Genomic DNA, 18,836 nt, shown 5'->3' on the forward strand with positions numbered 1-18,836 from the left:
TTTTCTCTATTTTTAAGCTATTCCATACAGTTTTAAAGATGAAATCGTTATGGAAGTTTTTTTAGTTATCGCCTTTACCCACTTTTTAGCGCTGCTATCTCCGGGACCTGATTTTTTTCTTATTCTCACCAGCCTTTTGCAAAAGGGTTCACGTTATACATATGGTGTTATTGCAGGAATTACGTTTGGTAATGCCTTAATTTTGATGGCGTGCATGTTCGGATTTATGTTACTTGGAAATTTGAGTACGACCATTCTTTTAGTACTTAAGTGGTTTGGGGCAGGGTATTTGGTTTATTTGAGTTATCTTTGTTTTAAGGCTGCTCGATCTGGCAACTTAACTTTTGCTACTGAAAAAAATGAGTTGATTGATCAAGAGTATCAACATCAGGATAAAGTTAAGAGCTTAATGTTGGGAATACAATCTAGTCTGCTTAATCCCAAAAATATTATGTTTTATAGTAGCTTGATGTTGCTTATTCAGCATCAATTTAGTTTAGTTCAAAAATTGCTAATGAGTACGTGGATGACTGGAGTCGTACTTGGTTGGAACTTACTGTTGGTTCGGCTATTGCTTCAAAACCAAGTTCTAGAACAGATTAAACGTTCAGCGATAGGCTTATATTATTGTTCTAGTCTGGCTTTTATATGTTTTGCAATCTTACTGATTGCTTATAGTTAATGTCGGTTGTATAGCCTTCATGCTAAATAATTATGAAGGCTATACAACTTATCTATGCTTAAAGAATTGCTTTTAAACGCTTAACTACTTCTTCGCATTGCGCTAAATCGGCGACTAAAGCCATACGTACATGATTTTCCCCAGGGTTACCTTGATCTGTGTCACGAGATAAATAACGACCCGGTAAAACTTTAATATGGGCTTTTTCCATCAACATCTTGGCAAAAGTTTCATCGTTATCGACTTTTAACCAGTAATAGAAACCTGCATCTGGCTTTTGCAGAGGTAATAAGTGACCTAGTTCATTTTGGAATAAATCAAACTTTGCACGATATTGCTTACGGTTTTCTTCCACATGGTTTTCATCATTCCATGCTGCAATTGATGCAAGTTGATGTTGAACAGGCATTGCTGCACCATGATAGGTACGGTACTGCAAATATGGTTTTAATAATTCAGCATCACCCGCTACAAAACCTGAGCGTAAACCCGGTAAGTTTGAGCGTTTAGACAGTGAATGAAATACCACACAATTTTTATAGTCATCACGACCAAGTTCTGCACATACTTCTAATAAACCAGTAGGTGCTTGCTCGAACCAAAGTTCTGAATAGCACTCGTCAGAAGCAATAACAAAATTATATTGATCAGATAAGGCAATTAACTTTTTGAATTGTTCTTTAGAAAGCACAGTACCAGTTGGGTTGCCCGGTGTACATACAAAAAGAAGGGCAGTTTTTTCCCATACTTCTGCGGGTACAGCATCAAAATCACCTAAGTAACCATTTTCTTCGGTGCAATTGATGAAATAAGGTTTTGCGCCGGCAAGTAGAGCTGCGCCTTCGTAAATTTGATAAAACGGATTCGGCATTACCACATACGGAGCGTCTTCACGGTTAATGAGCGCCTGAACAAATGAGAAAATCCCTTCGCGCGTACCAGACACTGGCAAAATGTGGTTTTCAGCACTAATGCTATTAAGTTTAAAGCGCTTAGTGAGCCAGTCTGCAATACTTTGGCGAAGCTCAGGTAAGCCTTTGCTGTTTGGATAAGTTGATAGATGATTGAAGTTGTCAATAATTGCCTGTTTAACAAACTCTGGTGCTGGGTGCTTTGGTTCACCAATTGATAGAGGAATCAAGGGAAGGTTAGCAGGAGTAGTATCCTTAAAAAGCTGGTTTAACTTTTCAAATGGATATGGGTGCAATAACGACAAGCTAGAGTTCATTAAACAGTTACCAAGTAGTTGAGTTTCAGTGCTGACAAATTTGATTAGATGCTTCATCTAATGCAGCTTTAAGCTTTTCCGAGAAGAGTTTAACCTCTTCGTTATTTAATGGTTTTCCATCTTTTTTCGTGACAAAGAAAATATCTTCTGCACGTTCACCTAAAGTTGCAATTCTAGCTGAATGGATGTCTAAACCTTGCATCATAAATAAGCCACCCACACGTGCAAGTAGGCCAGGGTGATCGAGTGTTGAAATTTCAACCATGTTTTGCTGTAACGCTTCATTCAATGTAACGTCAACTGTATTTTCAATATCGAAATGACGTAGCTGACGTGGAATACGGCGTTGCATAAGTCCCGGATATTGGTCTGGCTGACTAAGCGCCTTCACCAATGCAGTTTTAACAGTTTCTTCGCGTTCAGGATCGGTTAGCAATGTACCAAAGCGATCGAGAACAACATAGGTGTCTAAGCTAAATGCGGTACTTGCTGTGATAATTTTTGCATCCTGAACGTCTAAGTTCATGCGGTCTAAAACTGCCACAGTCGTTGCAAAAAGGTTTGGTTGGTCACGTGTGTATATAAAGATTTGCACGGCATCTTGGGCAGCTTTACGGTGAGCACGTAACAGTACTAATGGCTCCGGGTTATCGCCGTGTTTCAAAATTGCTTGAGTGTGCCATGCAATTTCATCCGCCGATTCTTTAATAAAGTATTCATCGCCCAGTTCTTGCCATACTTTTTCAACGTCTGCCAATGAGAAATTATTCACCAGTAATTCACTTGCTGCAAATTTAGTGTCTTCAATCAGCATTTGATAGTCAACAGGACGGCTTAAACCTGTACGAATGACGTCACGGGCATGTGTATAAAGTTGACGCATAAGCGAAGCACGCCATGTGTTCCACAGTTTTGGATTTGTCGCATTAATATCTGCAACTGTTAAAGTATATAGATAATCAAGATGTTCCATATCGCCAAGTTTTTCAGCAAAATCTTTAACAACATCCGGATCGGAAATATCCTTTTTCTGAGCAGTCAGTGACATGAGCAAATGGTTGTGAATGAGCCATGCAATTAATTTACATTCACGCTCTGTAAAGCCGTGTGCACGTCCAAACTCAATCGCATCTTCTGCACCAAGTTCACTATGGTCTCCACCGCGGCCTTTGGCAATGTCATGAAATAATGCAGCAATAAACACAATATCTTGACGTGCAAGACGTTGGAAAACGGAGCTTACAACAGGGAACTCTTTAGCAAATTCTGGTTCTTTAAAACGATTTAAATTGCGCAGTAATAATAAGGTGTGTGCATCGACTGTATAGATATGGAATAGGTCATATTGCATAAGGCCCATAATCTGACCAAAGGCAGGAATATAGTTTCCTAAAACGCCATATCGTTTCATCGCAACCAAAGTATCGTATAGACGATAAGGTGAGCGAATAATCGACATAAATAGGGCTTGATGCTCAGGGTTATCTCGAAAATTTTGGTTAATACGTTTTGCAGCAAGGATAAGTAAGCGTAAAGTACGAGCGCGAATACCTTCAATATCTGGTCGATTAGCCAAAATATAGAATAGTTCTAAAATAGCACTTGGATGTTCTGCGAAGATTTTGTGGTGCTGTACGGCAAGTTTATTGTCGACAATCTTAAAGTGGTCATTAACGACTTCAATTTTACGTTCGTAATTTGGTAAACGCGGAGTAATAACTGATTCGCTAAAATAGGCCAATAACATTTCATTGAGTGTTGAAACCTGTTGAGCCGTACGGTAGTAGCGTTTCATGAACTGCTCGACACCGTAGTTTACAGGCTGACCTTCTTGACGAGCGTAACCAAATTGAGCCGCAATTTCTCTTTGATGATCGAACAGGAGACGGTTTTCATCACGCTTCGCTAAGCGATGTAAATGGTGACGAATTTCCCAAAGAAAACTCTCAGCTTCTTCTAAAACGTTTAATTCGAATTCTGAAATAAAGCCTAAATGAACTAAGTCATAGATGCGGTTTACGCGAAAATGACGCTTAGCAATCCAACCAATCTGGTTAATATCACGAATGCCGCCAGGTGCATTTTTAATGTCGGGTTCTAAGTTGCTTTCAGTATTGTTGTGTTGGTGGTAACGCTTAGCTTGTTCAGCCATTTTTGCATCAAAAAATGTTTTGTCTGTCCACGTTTGTGAAACAATACGACGCGGCCATTTTGCAAGTTGACTATTACCCGTAATTAAACGAGCTTCGATGAGTGTAGTTGCAACAGTTAAATCGGTAGCTGCTTGTTCAACACAGCTTTGAATGGTGCGAACGCTAATACCGGGCTTGAAATTGCCAACATCCCACAAAGAGGAAATGAATGTAGAAATGCGTTTTTCATTTTCTTCGTTAATTTCATGTTCCGATAAAATCATGATATCAACATCGGAATAGGGCAACATTTCACGGCGCCCATAACCACCCACAGCAAAAAGACCTAGCCCTGTCTGATCAAGTTCAGCATGTTTCCACAGAAAGATCAGTGCTTCATCAACGAGGTCTGAGCGTGCTTTAATGACTTCCCGAATAGATTGCCCATTTTCATATGAATCCTGCAATTGCTTTTCTACATCCGTTCGCCATTGATTAATGGCTTTAATATCATGATGGCTTGTAACGTAGTTCAGCAATGGCGATGTATTGATCATGAAAATGGGTCTACCAAAAAGTAAATGTTAAGAGTTGGTTTTTACGCTTACTTGATCAGCGGTTTCTTTCGCTAAAGTACGAGCAAGATCAGTATTTTCTGCACGAGCAGTTGCTACACCCATACGACGTCGTTTGAAACCTTCTGGTTTACCAAACAGGCGTAAGTCGGTATTTGGGTTAGCTAATGCTGTATTTAAGCCGCTGTAGCTTAAATTGTTTGCATCGACCCCAGCATAAATAACTGCACTAGCAGCAACACTATGGCGAGCTGTATTTACTGGCAATCCTAAAATTGCACGAGCATGCAGTTCAAATTCGCTTTGAAATTGTGATGCTAGAGTAACTAGACCAGTATCATGTGGGCGAGGCGAAACTTCACTAAACCAGACCTTGTCGCCTTTAATAAAAAGTTCTACACCAAAAATACCACAACCACCCAGTGCTGTTGTCACTTTATTTGCAATACGTTTTGCTTCTTCAAGTGCAGCCGCAGTCATTGGTTGAGGCTGCCAGCTTTCTACATAATCACCAGCATCTTGACGGTGACCAATTGGGTCGCAGTAGTGAGTTTCGATTTCACCAGTTTCAGGATTTTTAGCACGAACGGTAAGTAATGTAATTTCGAAATCAAAATCAATTTGAGATTCAATGATGACCGTACCTTGGTTAACACGACCACCTTGCATCGCATATTCCCAAGCAGCATCGACTTCATCGAAACTTTTTACACGAGACTGACCTTTACCTGAAGATGACATTACTGGTTTTACAAAGTTTGGATAACCAATATCATCAGAAGCAGCGCGGAAGCTTTCTAATGAATCAGCAAAGCGGTAAGCAGAGGTAGGTAAACCAAGTTCTTCAGCTGCAAGGCGACGAATACCTTCACGGTTCATAGTCAGATTTACAGCTTTAGCAGAAGGAATAACAGTTGCAGTTTGGCTCGCTTCAATTTCAAGCAAAACTTCTGTCGCGATTGCTTCAATTTCTGGAACAATTAAATTCGGTTTAATTTTCTCGATGAGCTGTTTTAACTCAGTTGGATTAGCCATATTTAGCACATAAGAAAAATGTGCAACTTGCATGGCTGGCGCATGATCATAACGGTCGGCTGCATGTACTTCAACACCAAGGCGTTGTAAAGAAATTACAACTTCTTTGCCAAGCTCTCCTGAACCTAACAATAAAACTTTAAATGCAGAAGATTGAAGGGGGGTACCGAGTGTCACGCTCATGCGAATCATCCTGACAAAATTATTTTTTTAAGCATAGCAGAACTTATGAGGGAGTTAAGCTTTATCACACATAAAAAAATTAATTTTGTCGGACAATTAAGATGTCACTTTTTAGATATTAACTTGATAGTTTAAAAGCAACTCATCTGCATTTTTGCCGCGAATACCCCAATTTTCTTTAGGGGTTTCAAAAATCGTAATTTCAATATCTTGCGGAGCTATTTTGCATTGTTCTTCAATATTGCGAAATAAAGTTTGAATGAGTTGTTTCTTAGTAGCTGCGCTACGTCCTGCAAACATTGAGAGTTCGATAATAATGTAGTGTTGGCTGCGGTCAGAAGGATAGATAAAATTTCCAGGCTTAAGACTGATAAAACGTTGAAATCTTTTCTCTATAGGATATTTCAATTCTTCAATGAGCGCTTGATGGATTGCATGAGAAAGTAATTCTCGATACTGCATAATCGTTTGTTCATTGGCGTAAATTTTAACTTGTGACATTTTTATCTCTATTAAGTAGGTAAGATTATCTTTTTAATCAATTCAAAAATTAGATTTTTACGCCAGAAGTTTCAATTTTAAAGGCCTCTGGCTAGGTTTTATTTTATATAAGGAAGATCAGTTTATCTATTTATAAAGGTAAATAAGTATAGATCAGACCATAAACAATTGCGGCAGTTAACGTTGCCGGAACAATTTTCTTAAATTTAAAATAAAGACCTGCTAGCACTAAAAAGCCGATAAGCATAGCTAGGCTTTTATCTGGATTTTCAAGAAGTGGTGGAAGAGTGGCCACAATAAGCATGGCGCTAATTGCAGATATACCAATGCTTCCCAAAGCAATTTTTAGCCAGACTGAACCGCGTCTTTGCTGTGTCCCTTGTAGCTTTTGTATAACAAAGAATGGTCCAAAACGTGAGGCGAAATTAGCAATACCAACAATGATGCCAACCACAATAATCTCTAGATTCATTTTAAACTTCGACCTCTTCTTGTTGTTTCAGCACATAATGTTTAAACAAGCCGGCTAAAATGCCTGAAAGAATACCAATAAAAATAGCCGCAGATAGGTTAATCCAATAACAGGACAATGCTGAAACAACCAAAGATACAGCAACTACAAGGCTATGTTTTCGCTCAAATGCTGCTAATAAAAAACTTAAGAATAAAGCAGGCAATAAGAAGTCTAAAGCTGCTTGTAAAAACTTTGGCAGATGAGACACTTGATCTGCAAATAATCCGCCTAACAATGAGCCAGTTGCCCAAGCCATCCAACTAAATAGACTTAAGCCTAACATCCAAGACTCAGACCATTGTTGTCTGCGCTGTGAAAGTTGAATCATTCCACTTGCAAAAACTTCATCGGTTAAGCCCCAAGCCCACACCGCCGTTTTCTTAAGATTTAATTTGTTTGGAATCAGGTTGTATAGCGCTGGTCCATAAAGCACATGGCGAATATCAAGTGCAATGACTGTTAATGCAGTTAACCAGATAGAAGAACCACTTGCTAAAAGTGCGACAACTAAGAACTGGCTGGCTCCGGCATACATTGAACAAGATAGAAAAAAAGCTTCCCATGGTGTAAAGCCAAACTGAGATGCAGAAACGCCAAAGGCAAAAGAAACAGGTAAATAGGTGAGTACGATAGCTTGGCTATCTTTGGCGCCTTGCCAAAAAGTTGCTGTTTGGGCAGGCATCAATTGTTGTTCGGACACAATACACCTTGGCAATAAACCAAATGATAAAAATACTTGAAAGATTGAGTATTGTAGCCGAATTTAATAGCATAGTGCCGAAATGTTTAATCGGCAGTTTGCTATGTTCAATGCAAAGATTCGTTTAGTTTATATCGCCATGTTGAGTGCAGGTATTTTTACATTGCAGGGCTGTGACAATGGTAATCATGAGGCAGAAAAAAAAGTAGAAATTAAGCCGGCACCTAAACTGACCAATGATGCAACTGTTTATGCTCAAAAAGCATGGACATTGATTAATACGGTTGAGCATTTGGTTTATGAAAAGCAGTTGAGTCAAATCGATGGCAAAGTTCGTAAACCTTTACGTCAATTGAGTACAGACTGGCGTATTAATGTAAAAATGACGGACTCAGTAACAGAAGGGAAATATGCCCTTTGTCGTAAAGCTTTAACGAGTCTAGATGTGTGGGCCCGCGAAACGCTTGAAAATAATGATTCAGTTGCTAAGAAACAAGCAGATTATGAGCGAGATAAAGCGCAATGTAAGGATGCGATCGATACGCCAAATCTTGGAAACACATCTCCAAAATAAAAACTTATAAATATAAAAAAGCGAGATGATCAGTCTCGCTTTTTTGCTTTTAAAACGATAATGAGTGAATGTTAATTACGGCTTTGTCGCAGCTTTAGCTGTGTTTGCTGTTTTCACTGCATCTTGTTTCATTTGATGAGTCATTTGCTGTGATTCATGTTGAGCATGCGTAGATTTCATCATTGCTTCATGCTTTTGTTCAGTCATATCTTTTTTAACATCTTGTTTTGCTTTTACTGCTTCTTTTTTAGCAGTTGCTTTGCCGTGTGCAGCAACACATTTTCCGCCTTTATGATTCGGCCCTGTACCACCTTGTAATTGAGTTCCTTTTGGACATGCAAATGCCGAAACACTTAACATAGCCAATACGCCAGCTGTAAGAATTGTTGATAATTTTTTCATGTTAATCAGCGCCTTGTTGAGTATTATTGCTCAGCTTGAGTGTAAAATGAAAATATATGCTTTAAAACATTTATTTTGTGAAATAGAGTTTGAACAATGTGTTGTTTTGCAGCGTTATCTATTTTTTTAATTTGGTTTTAAGTTTTTGTCATATAGCTGGTTGTGCAAAGACTAAGAATGGACTTGAGCAACTACTTTCAATTTCTCAATATCTAGAATCTCGATTTTTCTAAAAGTAATTTTGATGATTTTCTGTTTTTCGAGCAGACTCAGCTCATGGTTGATCGTCTGTCTAGATGTGGTCAGCATATTTGCCAATTGTTCTTGAGAAATATGGATGTGATGATCTTGAATAAGAATATGATTCCCATATCCTTCTAAAATGAATAGAAGACGTTGAGCAAGCCTTTGAGAAATACTGCGTGTTTGGATAGCAATCTGTTCTAAGAAAACGTATCTGAGTTTTTGACTGGTTAAACGAGCAAAGTAGTACCAATAATAGGGATTGTCTTTGAGTAATTCATTTAATGGTTTTGCAGGAATATGCAGAACGGTACTTTTTTTCAAAGCAATCGCATCGTGCGAACGTGGTTCATGATCAATCAGCGATATTTCACCAAACCACATAATTGGCTCAGCAATTGCAGAAAGAGCTTCATTACCATTTACATCGACATAACCCAAACTAATTGAGCCTTCAAGCACAGTATAAATGCCATCAAACACATCTTGGGCACGGAACACATAATTGTTTTTTTCAAAGGTTCTTTGCTTACCATGCTCTAGAATAAAGTTTTGGAATGCTTCTGGAAGCAAACTAAACCATGTATTTTCTCTTAGTCGATTAATATAAATAAGATCCAATATCAGCCCATCCATGAAAAAATCATTACTTTGTCAAATAGCTGACAACTTTAAGTTTTCCTTATTTGTACAGTATGACTATAGATAGATGAATAGGGAACAACTCATGTCAAATTTGGAGCGACAGCTTAGCAAATATGCGGCTTACCACTTAAATCATAAAAATATTTTGACGCATTTTATCGGTATTCCGCTCATAGTGTTTTCAATTTTATGTTTAACTGCGAGAGCTGGAGTCGATATTGGCAGTTTTAAACTGACTTTAGCTATAGTGTTGATTGCAGTTAGTACGATCTATTATTTCATTTTGGATAAAGTTTTTGGCGTAATTATGCTGATTCTTTTAGCCGCTGTGTATCCACTGGCGAGCCAAATTGCCCAGTTATCTTTGGGGCAATGGTTAGCGACAAGTATTGGTTTCTTTGTGGTGGGGTGGATTTTTCAGTTTGTTGGACATTATTTCGAAAAGAAAAAACCTGCTTTTGTTGATGATGTAATAGGACTTGCGATAGGGCCATTATTTGTATTGGCAGAATTTATATTTATGCTAGGTTTTAGAAAGCCTTTGCATGCGCGTATTTTACAAGAGGCGCGCAGTAAACGAGAGGCGATGGATTTAAGTCATTAAACATAAAAAAAGCCCCAATATGATGGGGCTTTTTTTGAGCTTTAACTTATACGTTAAAACGGAAGTGCATTACATCGCCGTCTTGAACAACGTAAGTTTTACCTTCTAAACGCCATTTACCAGCTTCTTTAGCGCCGTTTTCACCGTTGTATTGTACGAAGTCGTCATATGCAACAACTTCAGCACGGATAAAGCCTTTTTCGAAGTCAGTATGAATCACACCAGCTGCTTGAGGAGCGGTTGCGCCAACTTTTACTGTCCATGCACGAACTTCTTGTACACCAGCAGTGAAATAAGTCTGCAAACCTAAAAGCGCATAACCTGCACGAATAACCACGTTTAAGCCTGGTTCTTCCATGCCCATTGCTTCTAAGAACTCAGCACGATCTTCATCTTCTAATAATGAAATTTCAGCTTCGATCTGGTTGCAAAGAGGAACAACAATTGCGTTTTCTTCAGAAGCAAGTTTTTTAACTGCTTCTAAATGTGGGTTGTTTTCAAAACCATCTTCTGCAACGTTTGCAATATACATGGTTGGTTTTAAAGTCATTAAACCAAAACCACGAACTAATTTACGTTCGTCATCAGACAAATCAGCCGCACGCGCTGGTTTACCTTCGTCAAGTAAAGGTTGGATTTTTTCTAAAACTGCTTTAGTTGCTACAGCTTCTTTGTCACCGCCTTTAGCAACTTTAGTTAAACGTAAAATTGCTTTAGCAACAGTTTCAAGGTCTGCAAGCGCAAGTTCAGTATTAATAGTTGCGATGTCGTCTAATGGATCAATTTTACCATTTACGTGAATTACGTTTTCGTCTTCGAAACAACGTACAACATGAGCGATTGCATCAGTTTCACGAATGTTAGCAAGGAATTGGTTACCTAAGCCTTCACCTTTTGATGCACCAGCAACAAGACCTGCAATGTCCACAAATTCCATGGTAGTTGGCAAAATACGCTGTGGTTTAACAATCGCAGCAAGTTTGTCTAAACGTGGATCTGGTACAGGAACAATACCTGTGTTTGGTTCAATGGTACAGAAAGGGAAGTTTTCCGCTGCAATCGCTGCTTTCGTTAATGCATTGAAAAGGGTAGATTTCCCTACGTTTGGCAGACCAACAATACCGCAATTAAAACCCATGAAAACCACTCACAAATGTGTAAATTAAAAATTGTCGCTGATTTTACATGAAAGCCATGACAAAGTCATGGCTAGAGCGGGGGTGTATTGCTTTTAAACTTTACGTTTATCAAGTTGCTGGGCTAAGGCATCGCCAGTTGCTTGTACTAACATGACTAAAACAATGAGCACAAAAATTACAGCCAACATAATTTGCATATCAAAACGTTGATAACCATATCTATATGCGATGTCTCCTAGACCACCTGCACCAATAGCACCAGCAATCGCAGAGGAGTTAATCATAGTCACAATAGTCACGGTAAAGCCTGCCACAATACCCGGCAAAGCCTCTGGTAAAAGCACATGCCAAATAATTTGTTTACGGTTACAACCCATGGCTTGAGCAGCTTCAATTAAGCCTTGGTCGACTTCACGTAAGCTGACTTCTGCAATACGAGCAAAAAAGGGAATTGCCGCAATCGTCAATGGAACAACGGCTGCCCAAACGCCATAACTTGTACCTACAATCCAGCGAGTAAGCGGAATAAGTGCAACCATTAAAATAAGAAAGGGCACAGAACGAGTAATGTTAATGACCCAACCTAAAGCCTGATTAATCTTTTGTGACGGGTGAATGCCGTGCTCAGAAGTGCTAACTAAAACAACAGCAATCGGTAAGCCAATTAAAAAAGCAATAAATGCAGATGCACCTACCATGAGTAAGGTGTCTACAGTTCCAGTAATTAATAAATCAATGAGCTGGTCGTGCATAGCCAAGTACCTCAAATTGTGCAATTGCAGTTGATGCGTCTTGTCGTATAGATGAAAGATCAATTTCTACGTTAGGAATACCCACTAAAAGTGAACCAATAATGTGCCCTTGAATGGTATCGACCTGACTTTGATATAAATTGACGGGCGCTTTAAATCTAGCAAGTAGCTCTTGTATATCGGGTACTTGATGCGCTTCAGCCTCATATTTCAGTTTTACAATAATATGAGTTGAATCTTCATCGGGTAGAGGACTGATTTTAAAAGGCAGAGTGATCTGCTCAAGGTTTAACAATTCTTGAGTAATTTGTTGCTCTGGTCGTGAAAATACAGACCAGACTTGGCCAGCCTCTACAATTTCACCTTGGTCAATCACAACGACCTGATCACAAATTTCTCGAATGACCTGCATTTCGTGTGTGATGAGAACAATCGTTAGACCAAGTTCCTGATTAATCTTTTTAAGTAAAGCCAAAATAGTAGCAGTGCTTTCTGGGTCAAGTGCAGAGGTTGCTTCATCACACAGTAAAATTTCAGGATGATGGACAAGTGCACGTGCGATACCGACACGTTGCTTTTGTCCGCCTGAAAGTTGTGATGGATAATGACCAGACTTATCTGCAAGACCTACGAGTGCCAGAACTTCATTTACACGTTGATCGATATCTGCTTTGTTGTAATTGGAAACTTTTAAGGGCAATGCCACATTTTCCCAGACCGTTTTTGCAGACATCAAATTGAAATGTTGAAAAATCATTCCAATGCGTTGGCGAGTTTGAATAAGCTCGGCATGACTCAATTCAGCAATGTTTTGTTGATGAATATGAATACTGCCTGTATTTACTTGTTCTAAGCCATTTAACGTGCGGAGTAGGGATGATTTTCCTGCACCACTTTTACCAATAATGCCTAAAATCTTACCTTGAGGAATATCAAGGTTAATCTCTTTTAAAGCATGCAGCTTTTGACCCTGCGATTGGTAAAATTTATTCAAACCACGAATTTTGATATGAGGTAGAGAAAAATCAACTTGTGATCCAAAACTCACCATTGTCATTCTCCTTATTTCCAGCCTTGAAACCACATACCTTGGCCAAAGTCTTTATCCAGAATATCTTGTGCTTGTTTTGAGTTCTGGAATGCTTTAACAAAGGTTGCAAGTTTTTGGTTTTTATCTTGGTAATCGCGACGGGTCACAAATAAAATTGCATATTTTTTATCGATTGGATCTAAAAATAATGCGCTATGTGGGTCGGTTACCTTTGCCATTTTTAAGTAGTGAGGGAAGCCGAAAATTAAATCGACATCGTTATATGCATGTGAGGTTTGAGGGCCTTCAACCTCAACAAAGCTTAGCTGTTTAGGATTAGCAATAATGTCTTGAGTGGTTGAAAGTTCATTGTTAATGTCTTTAAGCTGAATTAAACCTGCACGGTGCAATAAAATTAAAGCGCGAGCTAAATTGACGGGATCGTTTGGAATAGCAACACGTGCATTTGAAGGTAAGTCTTTAAGTGATTTATATTTTTTTGAATATAAACCTACATGACTTCCTGAGCCCACGGCAAATGCATGTAAGTCATAGCCCGTTTCTTTAACAGCATTACGTAGAAATACGCTTTGCTGGAAAAAGTTTGCATCAATATCACCGTTTTGTACGGCAACATTTGGTGCTCGCCAGTCAGAAAATTCAACGAGTTTGACATGAACACCTTGCTTTTCTACTTCATTGGCAACGCTTTGTAATAACTCAGCATACGGTGGGCTAATGCCAATCGTTAAAACATCATCGGCTTGTTTATTTTTAATATAACGGTAACCGACGAGGCCCAGAACTACGATAACAATCGTAATTCCGAGTAACCAAGGCTTATGCTGTTTGAACTGAATCGCCATAATCTTTCCGTTATTACTTCCAGCCAGGGAACCAAAGTTTTGGCCCAATCTCAGCATCTAACACAGCTTTAACTTTTGGCGAGTTTTGATAGATCTCAACAAATTTCTTCAATTTGTCGCCTTTATCCTGATAGTCGTCACGTACTACAAACAAAATTGCATAACGTTTATTGGTATTGTCATCAAGTAAAAGAGCACTATCAGGGTCAGCTGTTTTTGCTAAGCGTAAGTAATGTGGGTAACCAAATGCCAAGTCAACATCATCAATTGCACGAGCAGTTTGCGGTCCTTCAACCTCAATGAATTGCAAGTTTTTAGGGTTTGAAACAACATCTTTAAGTGCAGATAAATGGTTATTTGAATCTTTAAGCGTAATTAATTTAGCTTGCTGTAAAAGTAGTAGGGCACGACCTTGGTTCACAGGATCATTTGGAATGACTACACGTGCGTTTTGTGGCAATTCAGCAAGGCTTTTATATTTCTTTGAATAAAGTCCCACATGTGATGCTGCACCTACTGCAAATGCTTTTAATTTAAAGCCAGTTTCTTTAATTGCATTGTCTAAGAACGGTTGATGCTGGAAAAAGTTCGCATCAATATCCCCATGATTTAAGGTAATGTTTGGGGTGTTCCAGTCAGAAAACTCAACCAGTTTCACATTTAAACCTTGTTGCTTTGCTTCATCGGCAGCAGCTTGTAAAGTTTTTGCAAATGGTGGACTAATACCAATCACAAGTTCATTTGAGCCACTTTGACGGTGTTTATTCCAAAAGAATAAAGCAACAAAAAGGACTACAACGACTAAGCCTACGCCTAGCCATTTTTTTGAGGCTGTTTGAGCCATGTCTATCTCCAAATTTAAGCGGTTATTTCTTCAATTGTTGTTAGGTTTTTGCTGTTGTTATAGGGACTACATCGGAACGCTTGAACAGGGTGTTGTTTTGGTAATTGATCACCCCGATTAAAAATTTTGTTCCGCAGTGAACCCGTTTTATATGCAGTCTTATAACGACCACGTTGTTGTAGCTCAGGAATAACCAAGCGAATAAAGTCGTGGTGAGACTCAGGTGCAACTGTACGTGTCAAATTAAAGCCATCAATATCTGTTTCATCTAAAAGATGAATTAAGTATTCAGCAACTTCTTCGCCACTACCCACGATGAGGGGATAACGACCACCTAAAACATGCTGAGCTTTTAAGTCATTTTTCGTGATTTGTTGCTCTTTAAATTTTTCGGTAATCGAAACAATACTGTTACTTTTTTGGTAAGGAATCGCTTCATCGTCGGCAAATTTACTTAAGTCGATGCCAGTTGAACTCGCATAATGCGCGAGGCCTGCTTCAGGGCTTGCATACTGACGATATTCATTAAGTTTTTGTACAGCGAGATCATGTGTTTCGGCAACAACAACCGTTATGCCAACAAACACTTTAATGTCATCCGCTGAACGGCCTTGCTGTTCTGCAAGAGCACGAATCTTTTTCACTTGTTCGCGTATTTTTTCGGGTTTGTCGCCACCAATAAATATACACTCAGCATGTCGAGTCGCAAACTGCATACCTTTGGGTGAAGCACCTGCTTGAAAGAGTGTTGGAGTGCGTTGCACAGAAGGAGACACCTGAAAAACACCTTCACTTTGGTAATATTTTCCGTGGTGGTGAATGGTGTGAACTTTAGATGGATCTGTAAAAACACGCTGTACTTTATCTTTTTTTACTGCGTCGTTTTCCCATGAACCTTCCCAATATTTATAGCAAAGCTCTAAAAATTCTTCGGCTTGTTCATAGCGGGCATCGTGGTCTTTTAAACCTTTTTGACCAATTAAGCGTTCCGCACTATCTAGATAACCTGTCACAATATTCCAGCCAATACGACCTTGAGTTAAATGGTCGAGACTCGCAAAGCGGCGGGCAAACTGATATGGATGCTCATAGCTTAAGTTCACAGTGACCCCAAAACTTAAGTTTTGAGTGACTGCCGCCATTGCTGAAATGAGTGTAGATGGGTCATGGCTCGGAAGCTGAATGGACTCTTTTAAAGTCAGATCAATACCATTTTGATAGACGTCATAAACACCTGTAATGTCTGCAATAAACAAACCATCAAATAAACCACTTTCTAGAGTTTTGGCTTGTTCTGTCCAATAGCTCAGTTCATTAAAGAGGTGTGATTCATCACGTGGATGTGTCCATAAGCCATGATTGATATGTCCAACACAGTTCATGTCAAAGGCGTTTAATAAAATTTCTTTCGCTTTAAAATCAGCCATTACAATGTCCCCCGACGAGGTGGTAGAACACCGTTAAGTACATAGTTCCCAATAAAGTAATATTTCCATCGTGCAGCATCATGCAACGTATGTACGCGCGCATTGCGCCAGAAACGGTCTAAGCCATCTTGTGTCTGACTACCACGACTACCAGCAAGTTCAATCAGCTTAGAAGATGCTTTGAGTGCTGTATCGCTACTATGAGCACGTACTTTGGCCACATTAATTGAAGCTTTGGCAATGCTTTCAGGTGTGGTTTCAATTTTTGCGGCATCAATTGATTGCGCAGCTTGCTTTAATAACACTTCACTTGCCCGTACATCTACGGCAATGCGTCCTAATTCATAAATCGTTAAAGGATCTTGGTTTGCAGTTTCTACATTTGAATCAATCCATGGGCGGGCTTGATGCACTCTTTGCAAGCTTTCTTCAAAGGCTCCACGTGCAATGCCTACCTCAATTGATGCATGCATAATTTGAGCAAAAGGGCCCACTAAGGTTGGTTGTAAAAATGCAGTATCAAAAGGAATAACATCATCTGCATCGACAAAAACCTGATCAAATTTAACTGTGCCGCTGCCTGTGGTTTTCTGTCCAAAGCCAGACCAGTCATCAACAAGTTTCAATCCTTGTGAACCACTTTTTACAAAGGCTAGATACTCTCGGCCTGCATCGTCTAAAACTAAGGTTGGAATACGGTGAGCAAATAAACTTCCTGTGCAGTAAAACTTTTCACCCTGAATCAAATATCCATTTTCATGCGGACGAATGTTGGTTTGTTTATGGGTTGAAGTTTTAGTTTTAAACTCGGCAAGTGCATTACCGAAGCGAGTGCCATTTAACACTTCGCCATATAAACGTTGTTTTTGAGCTTCTGTGCCTGTATTGCGCAATACTTCTAAGGCATAGAAATGGTTTTGTGGAATTTGTCCGATTGAACCATCTGCACCGCTTAAAAGTGCAATCACTTTAGCAACTGTATGACTTGAAACTTCGGCACCACCATATTGCTTTGGCACTGTAATTGCCCAAAGACCAGATTGGCTCAATGCATCGATTTCGGTATACGGTAAAATTCGCTTAGAGTCTCGCTCAACTGCGGTTTTTTTAAATTGCTCAGCAAACTGTTTGGCAACTTCTAATGCTTCTGCATCATTTTGAATAATGTGCGCTTGGCCAGATGCCGAGGTTTGTTTCGTTTGAACCGATTGATATGAAGTCATGACAATTTCTCCTTAAATCCAGGCATGGCGGGCAGGGAAATGACCATTAAGGTAATAATTGCCAATGGCATGTAATTTCCAGCGAACAGGATCGTGTAAAGTATGTACACGGGCATTTCGCCAATGTTGATCTAAATTGTGTTGGCTTAAACTTGAACGGCTACCGCCTAGTTCCAGCAATTTTTCAGAGATTTGTAGAGCCGCATCATTGGCATAGACTTTTGCTTCTGCGACCAAAATTGAAGCTTTAGCTACTTGTTCATCAGTCACAGTTTCAAGTTGGTCAAGTTCATCTAAATATTCAGCAGCGTCATCAAGCAGTAAAATTGCAGCATCGAGCAAAATATTTAACTTACCTACTTCTTGCAGGGTGTAATGTTCAAAGCTGGCTTTTTCAACATTTGCATCAATAATTGGACGTGCTTTATGAATAGTCGATAAAGTATCGTCAAAAGCGGCTTCTGCAATCCCCACATCAATGGCAACTTGTAATAACTGAGAATAAGCACCGCGATAAGTAGGGGCTTTAGTTAATAAGCGTTCATCAAAAATGAGTTCTGGATTAACTTCAACGTGATTTAATTTAACTGTACCACTCGCTGTAGTACGCTGACCAAATCCATTCCAGTCATTAATGACTTCAATACCTTGAGCTTCTCGATTCACAATGACTAAAACTACATGACCTTCAGGATGAACCGCTTTAATTGCGAGCCAATGCGCAAAACTTGTACCTGTGGAATAAAACTTTTCGCCGTTTAAAATATATTTGCCGTTTTCAATGGTAAGTGTAGTTTTTAAAGTTTTTGAGTCATGTGTATTACGTTCTGGTCCACCGTTAGCAAGACGTTTGCCTGCCAATATTTCTGAAAAGATAAATTGTTTTTGTTGTTCTGTGCCCATAATTTCGATCAGGTTTAAAAGGCTAATCTGATTTTGTGGAATCTGACCAACGTTCGCATCACCTTTACTTAAAATACGGAAAACTTGAGCTAAAGTTTTATTGGAAACAAAAGCGCCGCCATATTTTTTCGCAATTCGAATTCCGCCTAAGCCTTTTTGGCTAAAGCTTTCGATTTGCTCATGCGGTAATAAGCGTTGTTGATCACGTGTATTACGACCCTCTAAAGCATAATCAGCCACTTGATAAGCAGCATTAATGGCTTGTTGATCATTTTGAATGATTTGGACGTATGCCGTCGTTTTAGATAGAGAATTAGACATAATGACACCTTGTATTGCTGTCATTACCTTACAAAAGAAATATTTTTCCACTAAACGAGGACTTATGCTCAGCTTATGAAATAAAGTGCAAAGCATTTTTTTTGATTTTTAATGGAGAAATACAGATATTAAAAATATTTATAAATCAATAGATTGTAGTTTTTATGCGAAAAATTGATAATAAAATTAGTTTTAATATGAAAAAGAGCAATAAGTACGGTAAAAAAAGATATAAAAAAAAAGACCTAACTGTCAGCAAAAAATGAGCACAATATCCATTGTTTTAAATAAAAATAGCTTCTAAAGTATCTAC

Annotated in this window: 19 protein-coding genes; 3 read left to right on the forward strand and 16 right to left on the reverse strand. The window is 39.0% G+C overall.

Annotated elements, in window-relative coordinates; genetic code table 11:
- The first annotated feature begins 49 nt into the window (after positions 1 to 49).
- Positions 50 to 682 (forward strand): LysE family translocator, encoded by a 633-nt coding sequence (locus tag ODQ17_RS00065; protein WP_151987893.1) that lies wholly within the window; start codon positions 50 to 52, stop codon positions 680 to 682.
- 58 nt (positions 683 to 740) lie between these two features.
- On the opposite strand, the gene dapC is transcribed toward ODQ17_RS00065, so the two are convergent.
- The 6 genes from dapC to ODQ17_RS00095 form a co-directional block, all read right to left on the reverse strand.
- Positions 741 to 1,910, reverse strand: a complete 1,170-nt coding sequence (dapC, locus tag ODQ17_RS00070) for a succinyldiaminopimelate transaminase (protein WP_151827732.1) — start codon at positions 1,908 to 1,910, stop codon at positions 741 to 743.
- Positions 1,911 to 1,935: 25 nt separating this feature from the next.
- The gene (glnD, locus tag ODQ17_RS00075; RefSeq protein WP_005304499.1) at positions 1,936 to 4,599 is read right to left on the reverse strand and encodes a [protein-PII] uridylyltransferase; all 2,664 of its coding nucleotides are present in this window, start codon (positions 4,597 to 4,599) and stop codon (positions 1,936 to 1,938) included.
- A gap of 27 nt (positions 4,600 to 4,626) precedes the next feature.
- Complete coding sequence (gene purT / locus ODQ17_RS00080) at positions 4,627 to 5,844, reverse strand: formate-dependent phosphoribosylglycinamide formyltransferase (RefSeq protein ID WP_081399164.1); 1,218 nt, start codon at positions 5,842 to 5,844, stop codon at positions 4,627 to 4,629.
- 102 nt (positions 5,845 to 5,946) lie between these two features.
- Entirely contained in the window at positions 5,947 to 6,336 is a 390-nt protein-coding gene (locus tag ODQ17_RS00085; protein ID WP_107880131.1) for a tautomerase family protein, read from the reverse strand.
- Between the two features lie 130 nt (positions 6,337 to 6,466).
- Positions 6,467 to 6,808 (reverse strand): L-valine transporter subunit YgaH, encoded by a 342-nt coding sequence (ygaH, locus tag ODQ17_RS00090; RefSeq protein WP_322900911.1) that lies wholly within the window; start codon positions 6,806 to 6,808, stop codon positions 6,467 to 6,469.
- Between the two features lies 1 nt (position 6,809).
- The gene (locus ODQ17_RS00095; protein WP_081402146.1) at positions 6,810 to 7,532 is read right to left on the reverse strand and encodes an AzlC family ABC transporter permease; all 723 of its coding nucleotides are present in this window, start codon (positions 7,530 to 7,532) and stop codon (positions 6,810 to 6,812) included.
- A 121-nt stretch (positions 7,533 to 7,653) separates the two neighbouring features.
- Between ODQ17_RS00095 and ODQ17_RS00100 the strand changes: the two genes are divergently transcribed.
- A complete protein-coding gene (locus ODQ17_RS00100) occupies positions 7,654 to 8,124 on the forward strand; it encodes a hypothetical protein (protein WP_322900913.1) in 471 nt (156 codons plus the stop codon).
- 75 nt (positions 8,125 to 8,199) lie between these two features.
- Here the strand turns inward: ODQ17_RS00100 and ODQ17_RS00105 are convergent, their stop codons facing one another.
- On the reverse strand, positions 8,200 to 8,526 hold the full coding sequence (locus ODQ17_RS00105) for a hypothetical protein (RefSeq protein WP_004792870.1): 327 nt from the start codon (positions 8,524 to 8,526) through the stop codon (positions 8,200 to 8,202).
- Positions 8,527 to 8,697: 171 nt separating this feature from the next.
- Positions 8,698 to 9,405, reverse strand: a complete 708-nt coding sequence (locus ODQ17_RS00110) for a Crp/Fnr family transcriptional regulator (RefSeq protein WP_322900916.1) — start codon at positions 9,403 to 9,405, stop codon at positions 8,698 to 8,700.
- Between the two features lie 91 nt (positions 9,406 to 9,496).
- Here ODQ17_RS00110 and ODQ17_RS00115 point away from each other — a divergent pair, with 91 nt between their 5' ends.
- Positions 9,497 to 10,018 (forward strand): Mpo1 family 2-hydroxy fatty acid dioxygenase, encoded by a 522-nt coding sequence (locus ODQ17_RS00115; protein ID WP_322900917.1) that lies wholly within the window; start codon positions 9,497 to 9,499, stop codon positions 10,016 to 10,018.
- Between the two features lie 46 nt (positions 10,019 to 10,064).
- Here ODQ17_RS00115 and ychF read toward each other — a convergent pair whose 3' ends face one another.
- The 8 genes from ychF to ODQ17_RS00155 all read right to left on the reverse strand — a co-directional run bounded on the left by ychF (position 10,065) and on the right by ODQ17_RS00155 (position 18,547).
- Positions 10,065 to 11,156, reverse strand: a complete 1,092-nt coding sequence (gene ychF / locus ODQ17_RS00120) for a redox-regulated ATPase YchF (protein ID WP_151767959.1) — start codon at positions 11,154 to 11,156, stop codon at positions 10,065 to 10,067.
- Positions 11,157 to 11,249: 93 nt separating this feature from the next.
- Positions 11,250 to 11,909, reverse strand: coding sequence for a methionine ABC transporter permease (locus tag ODQ17_RS00125; protein WP_004792864.1), 660 nt, complete (start codon positions 11,907 to 11,909; stop codon positions 11,250 to 11,252).
- Positions 11,890 to 12,966 (reverse strand): methionine ABC transporter ATP-binding protein, encoded by a 1,077-nt coding sequence (locus tag ODQ17_RS00130; protein WP_078225416.1) that lies wholly within the window; start codon positions 12,964 to 12,966, stop codon positions 11,890 to 11,892. The genes ODQ17_RS00125 and ODQ17_RS00130 overlap by 20 nt, the downstream gene beginning before the upstream one ends.
- Before the next feature lie 5 nt (positions 12,967 to 12,971).
- The gene (locus ODQ17_RS00135) at positions 12,972 to 13,805 is read right to left on the reverse strand and encodes a MetQ/NlpA family ABC transporter substrate-binding protein (RefSeq protein WP_322901471.1); all 834 of its coding nucleotides are present in this window, start codon (positions 13,803 to 13,805) and stop codon (positions 12,972 to 12,974) included.
- A 13-nt stretch (positions 13,806 to 13,818) separates the two neighbouring features.
- Positions 13,819 to 14,649, reverse strand: a complete 831-nt coding sequence (locus ODQ17_RS00140) for a MetQ/NlpA family ABC transporter substrate-binding protein (protein WP_322900921.1) — start codon at positions 14,647 to 14,649, stop codon at positions 13,819 to 13,821.
- A gap of 14 nt (positions 14,650 to 14,663) precedes the next feature.
- Entirely contained in the window at positions 14,664 to 16,076 is a 1,413-nt protein-coding gene (locus tag ODQ17_RS00145) for an LLM class flavin-dependent oxidoreductase (protein ID WP_322900923.1), read from the reverse strand.
- The gene (locus ODQ17_RS00150; RefSeq protein WP_322900925.1) at positions 16,076 to 17,299 is read right to left on the reverse strand and encodes an SfnB family sulfur acquisition oxidoreductase; all 1,224 of its coding nucleotides are present in this window, start codon (positions 17,297 to 17,299) and stop codon (positions 16,076 to 16,078) included. The genes ODQ17_RS00145 and ODQ17_RS00150 overlap by 1 nt, the downstream gene beginning before the upstream one ends.
- A 12-nt stretch (positions 17,300 to 17,311) precedes the next feature.
- Entirely contained in the window at positions 17,312 to 18,547 is a 1,236-nt protein-coding gene (locus tag ODQ17_RS00155) for an SfnB family sulfur acquisition oxidoreductase (RefSeq protein ID WP_322900927.1), read from the reverse strand.
- Positions 18,548 to 18,836: the final 289 nt, after the last annotated feature.

Origin of the sequence: Acinetobacter sp. IRS14, assembly GCF_034650275.1 — a bacterium.
Classification (GTDB): Bacteria; Pseudomonadota; Gammaproteobacteria; order Pseudomonadales; family Moraxellaceae; genus Acinetobacter; species Acinetobacter oleivorans.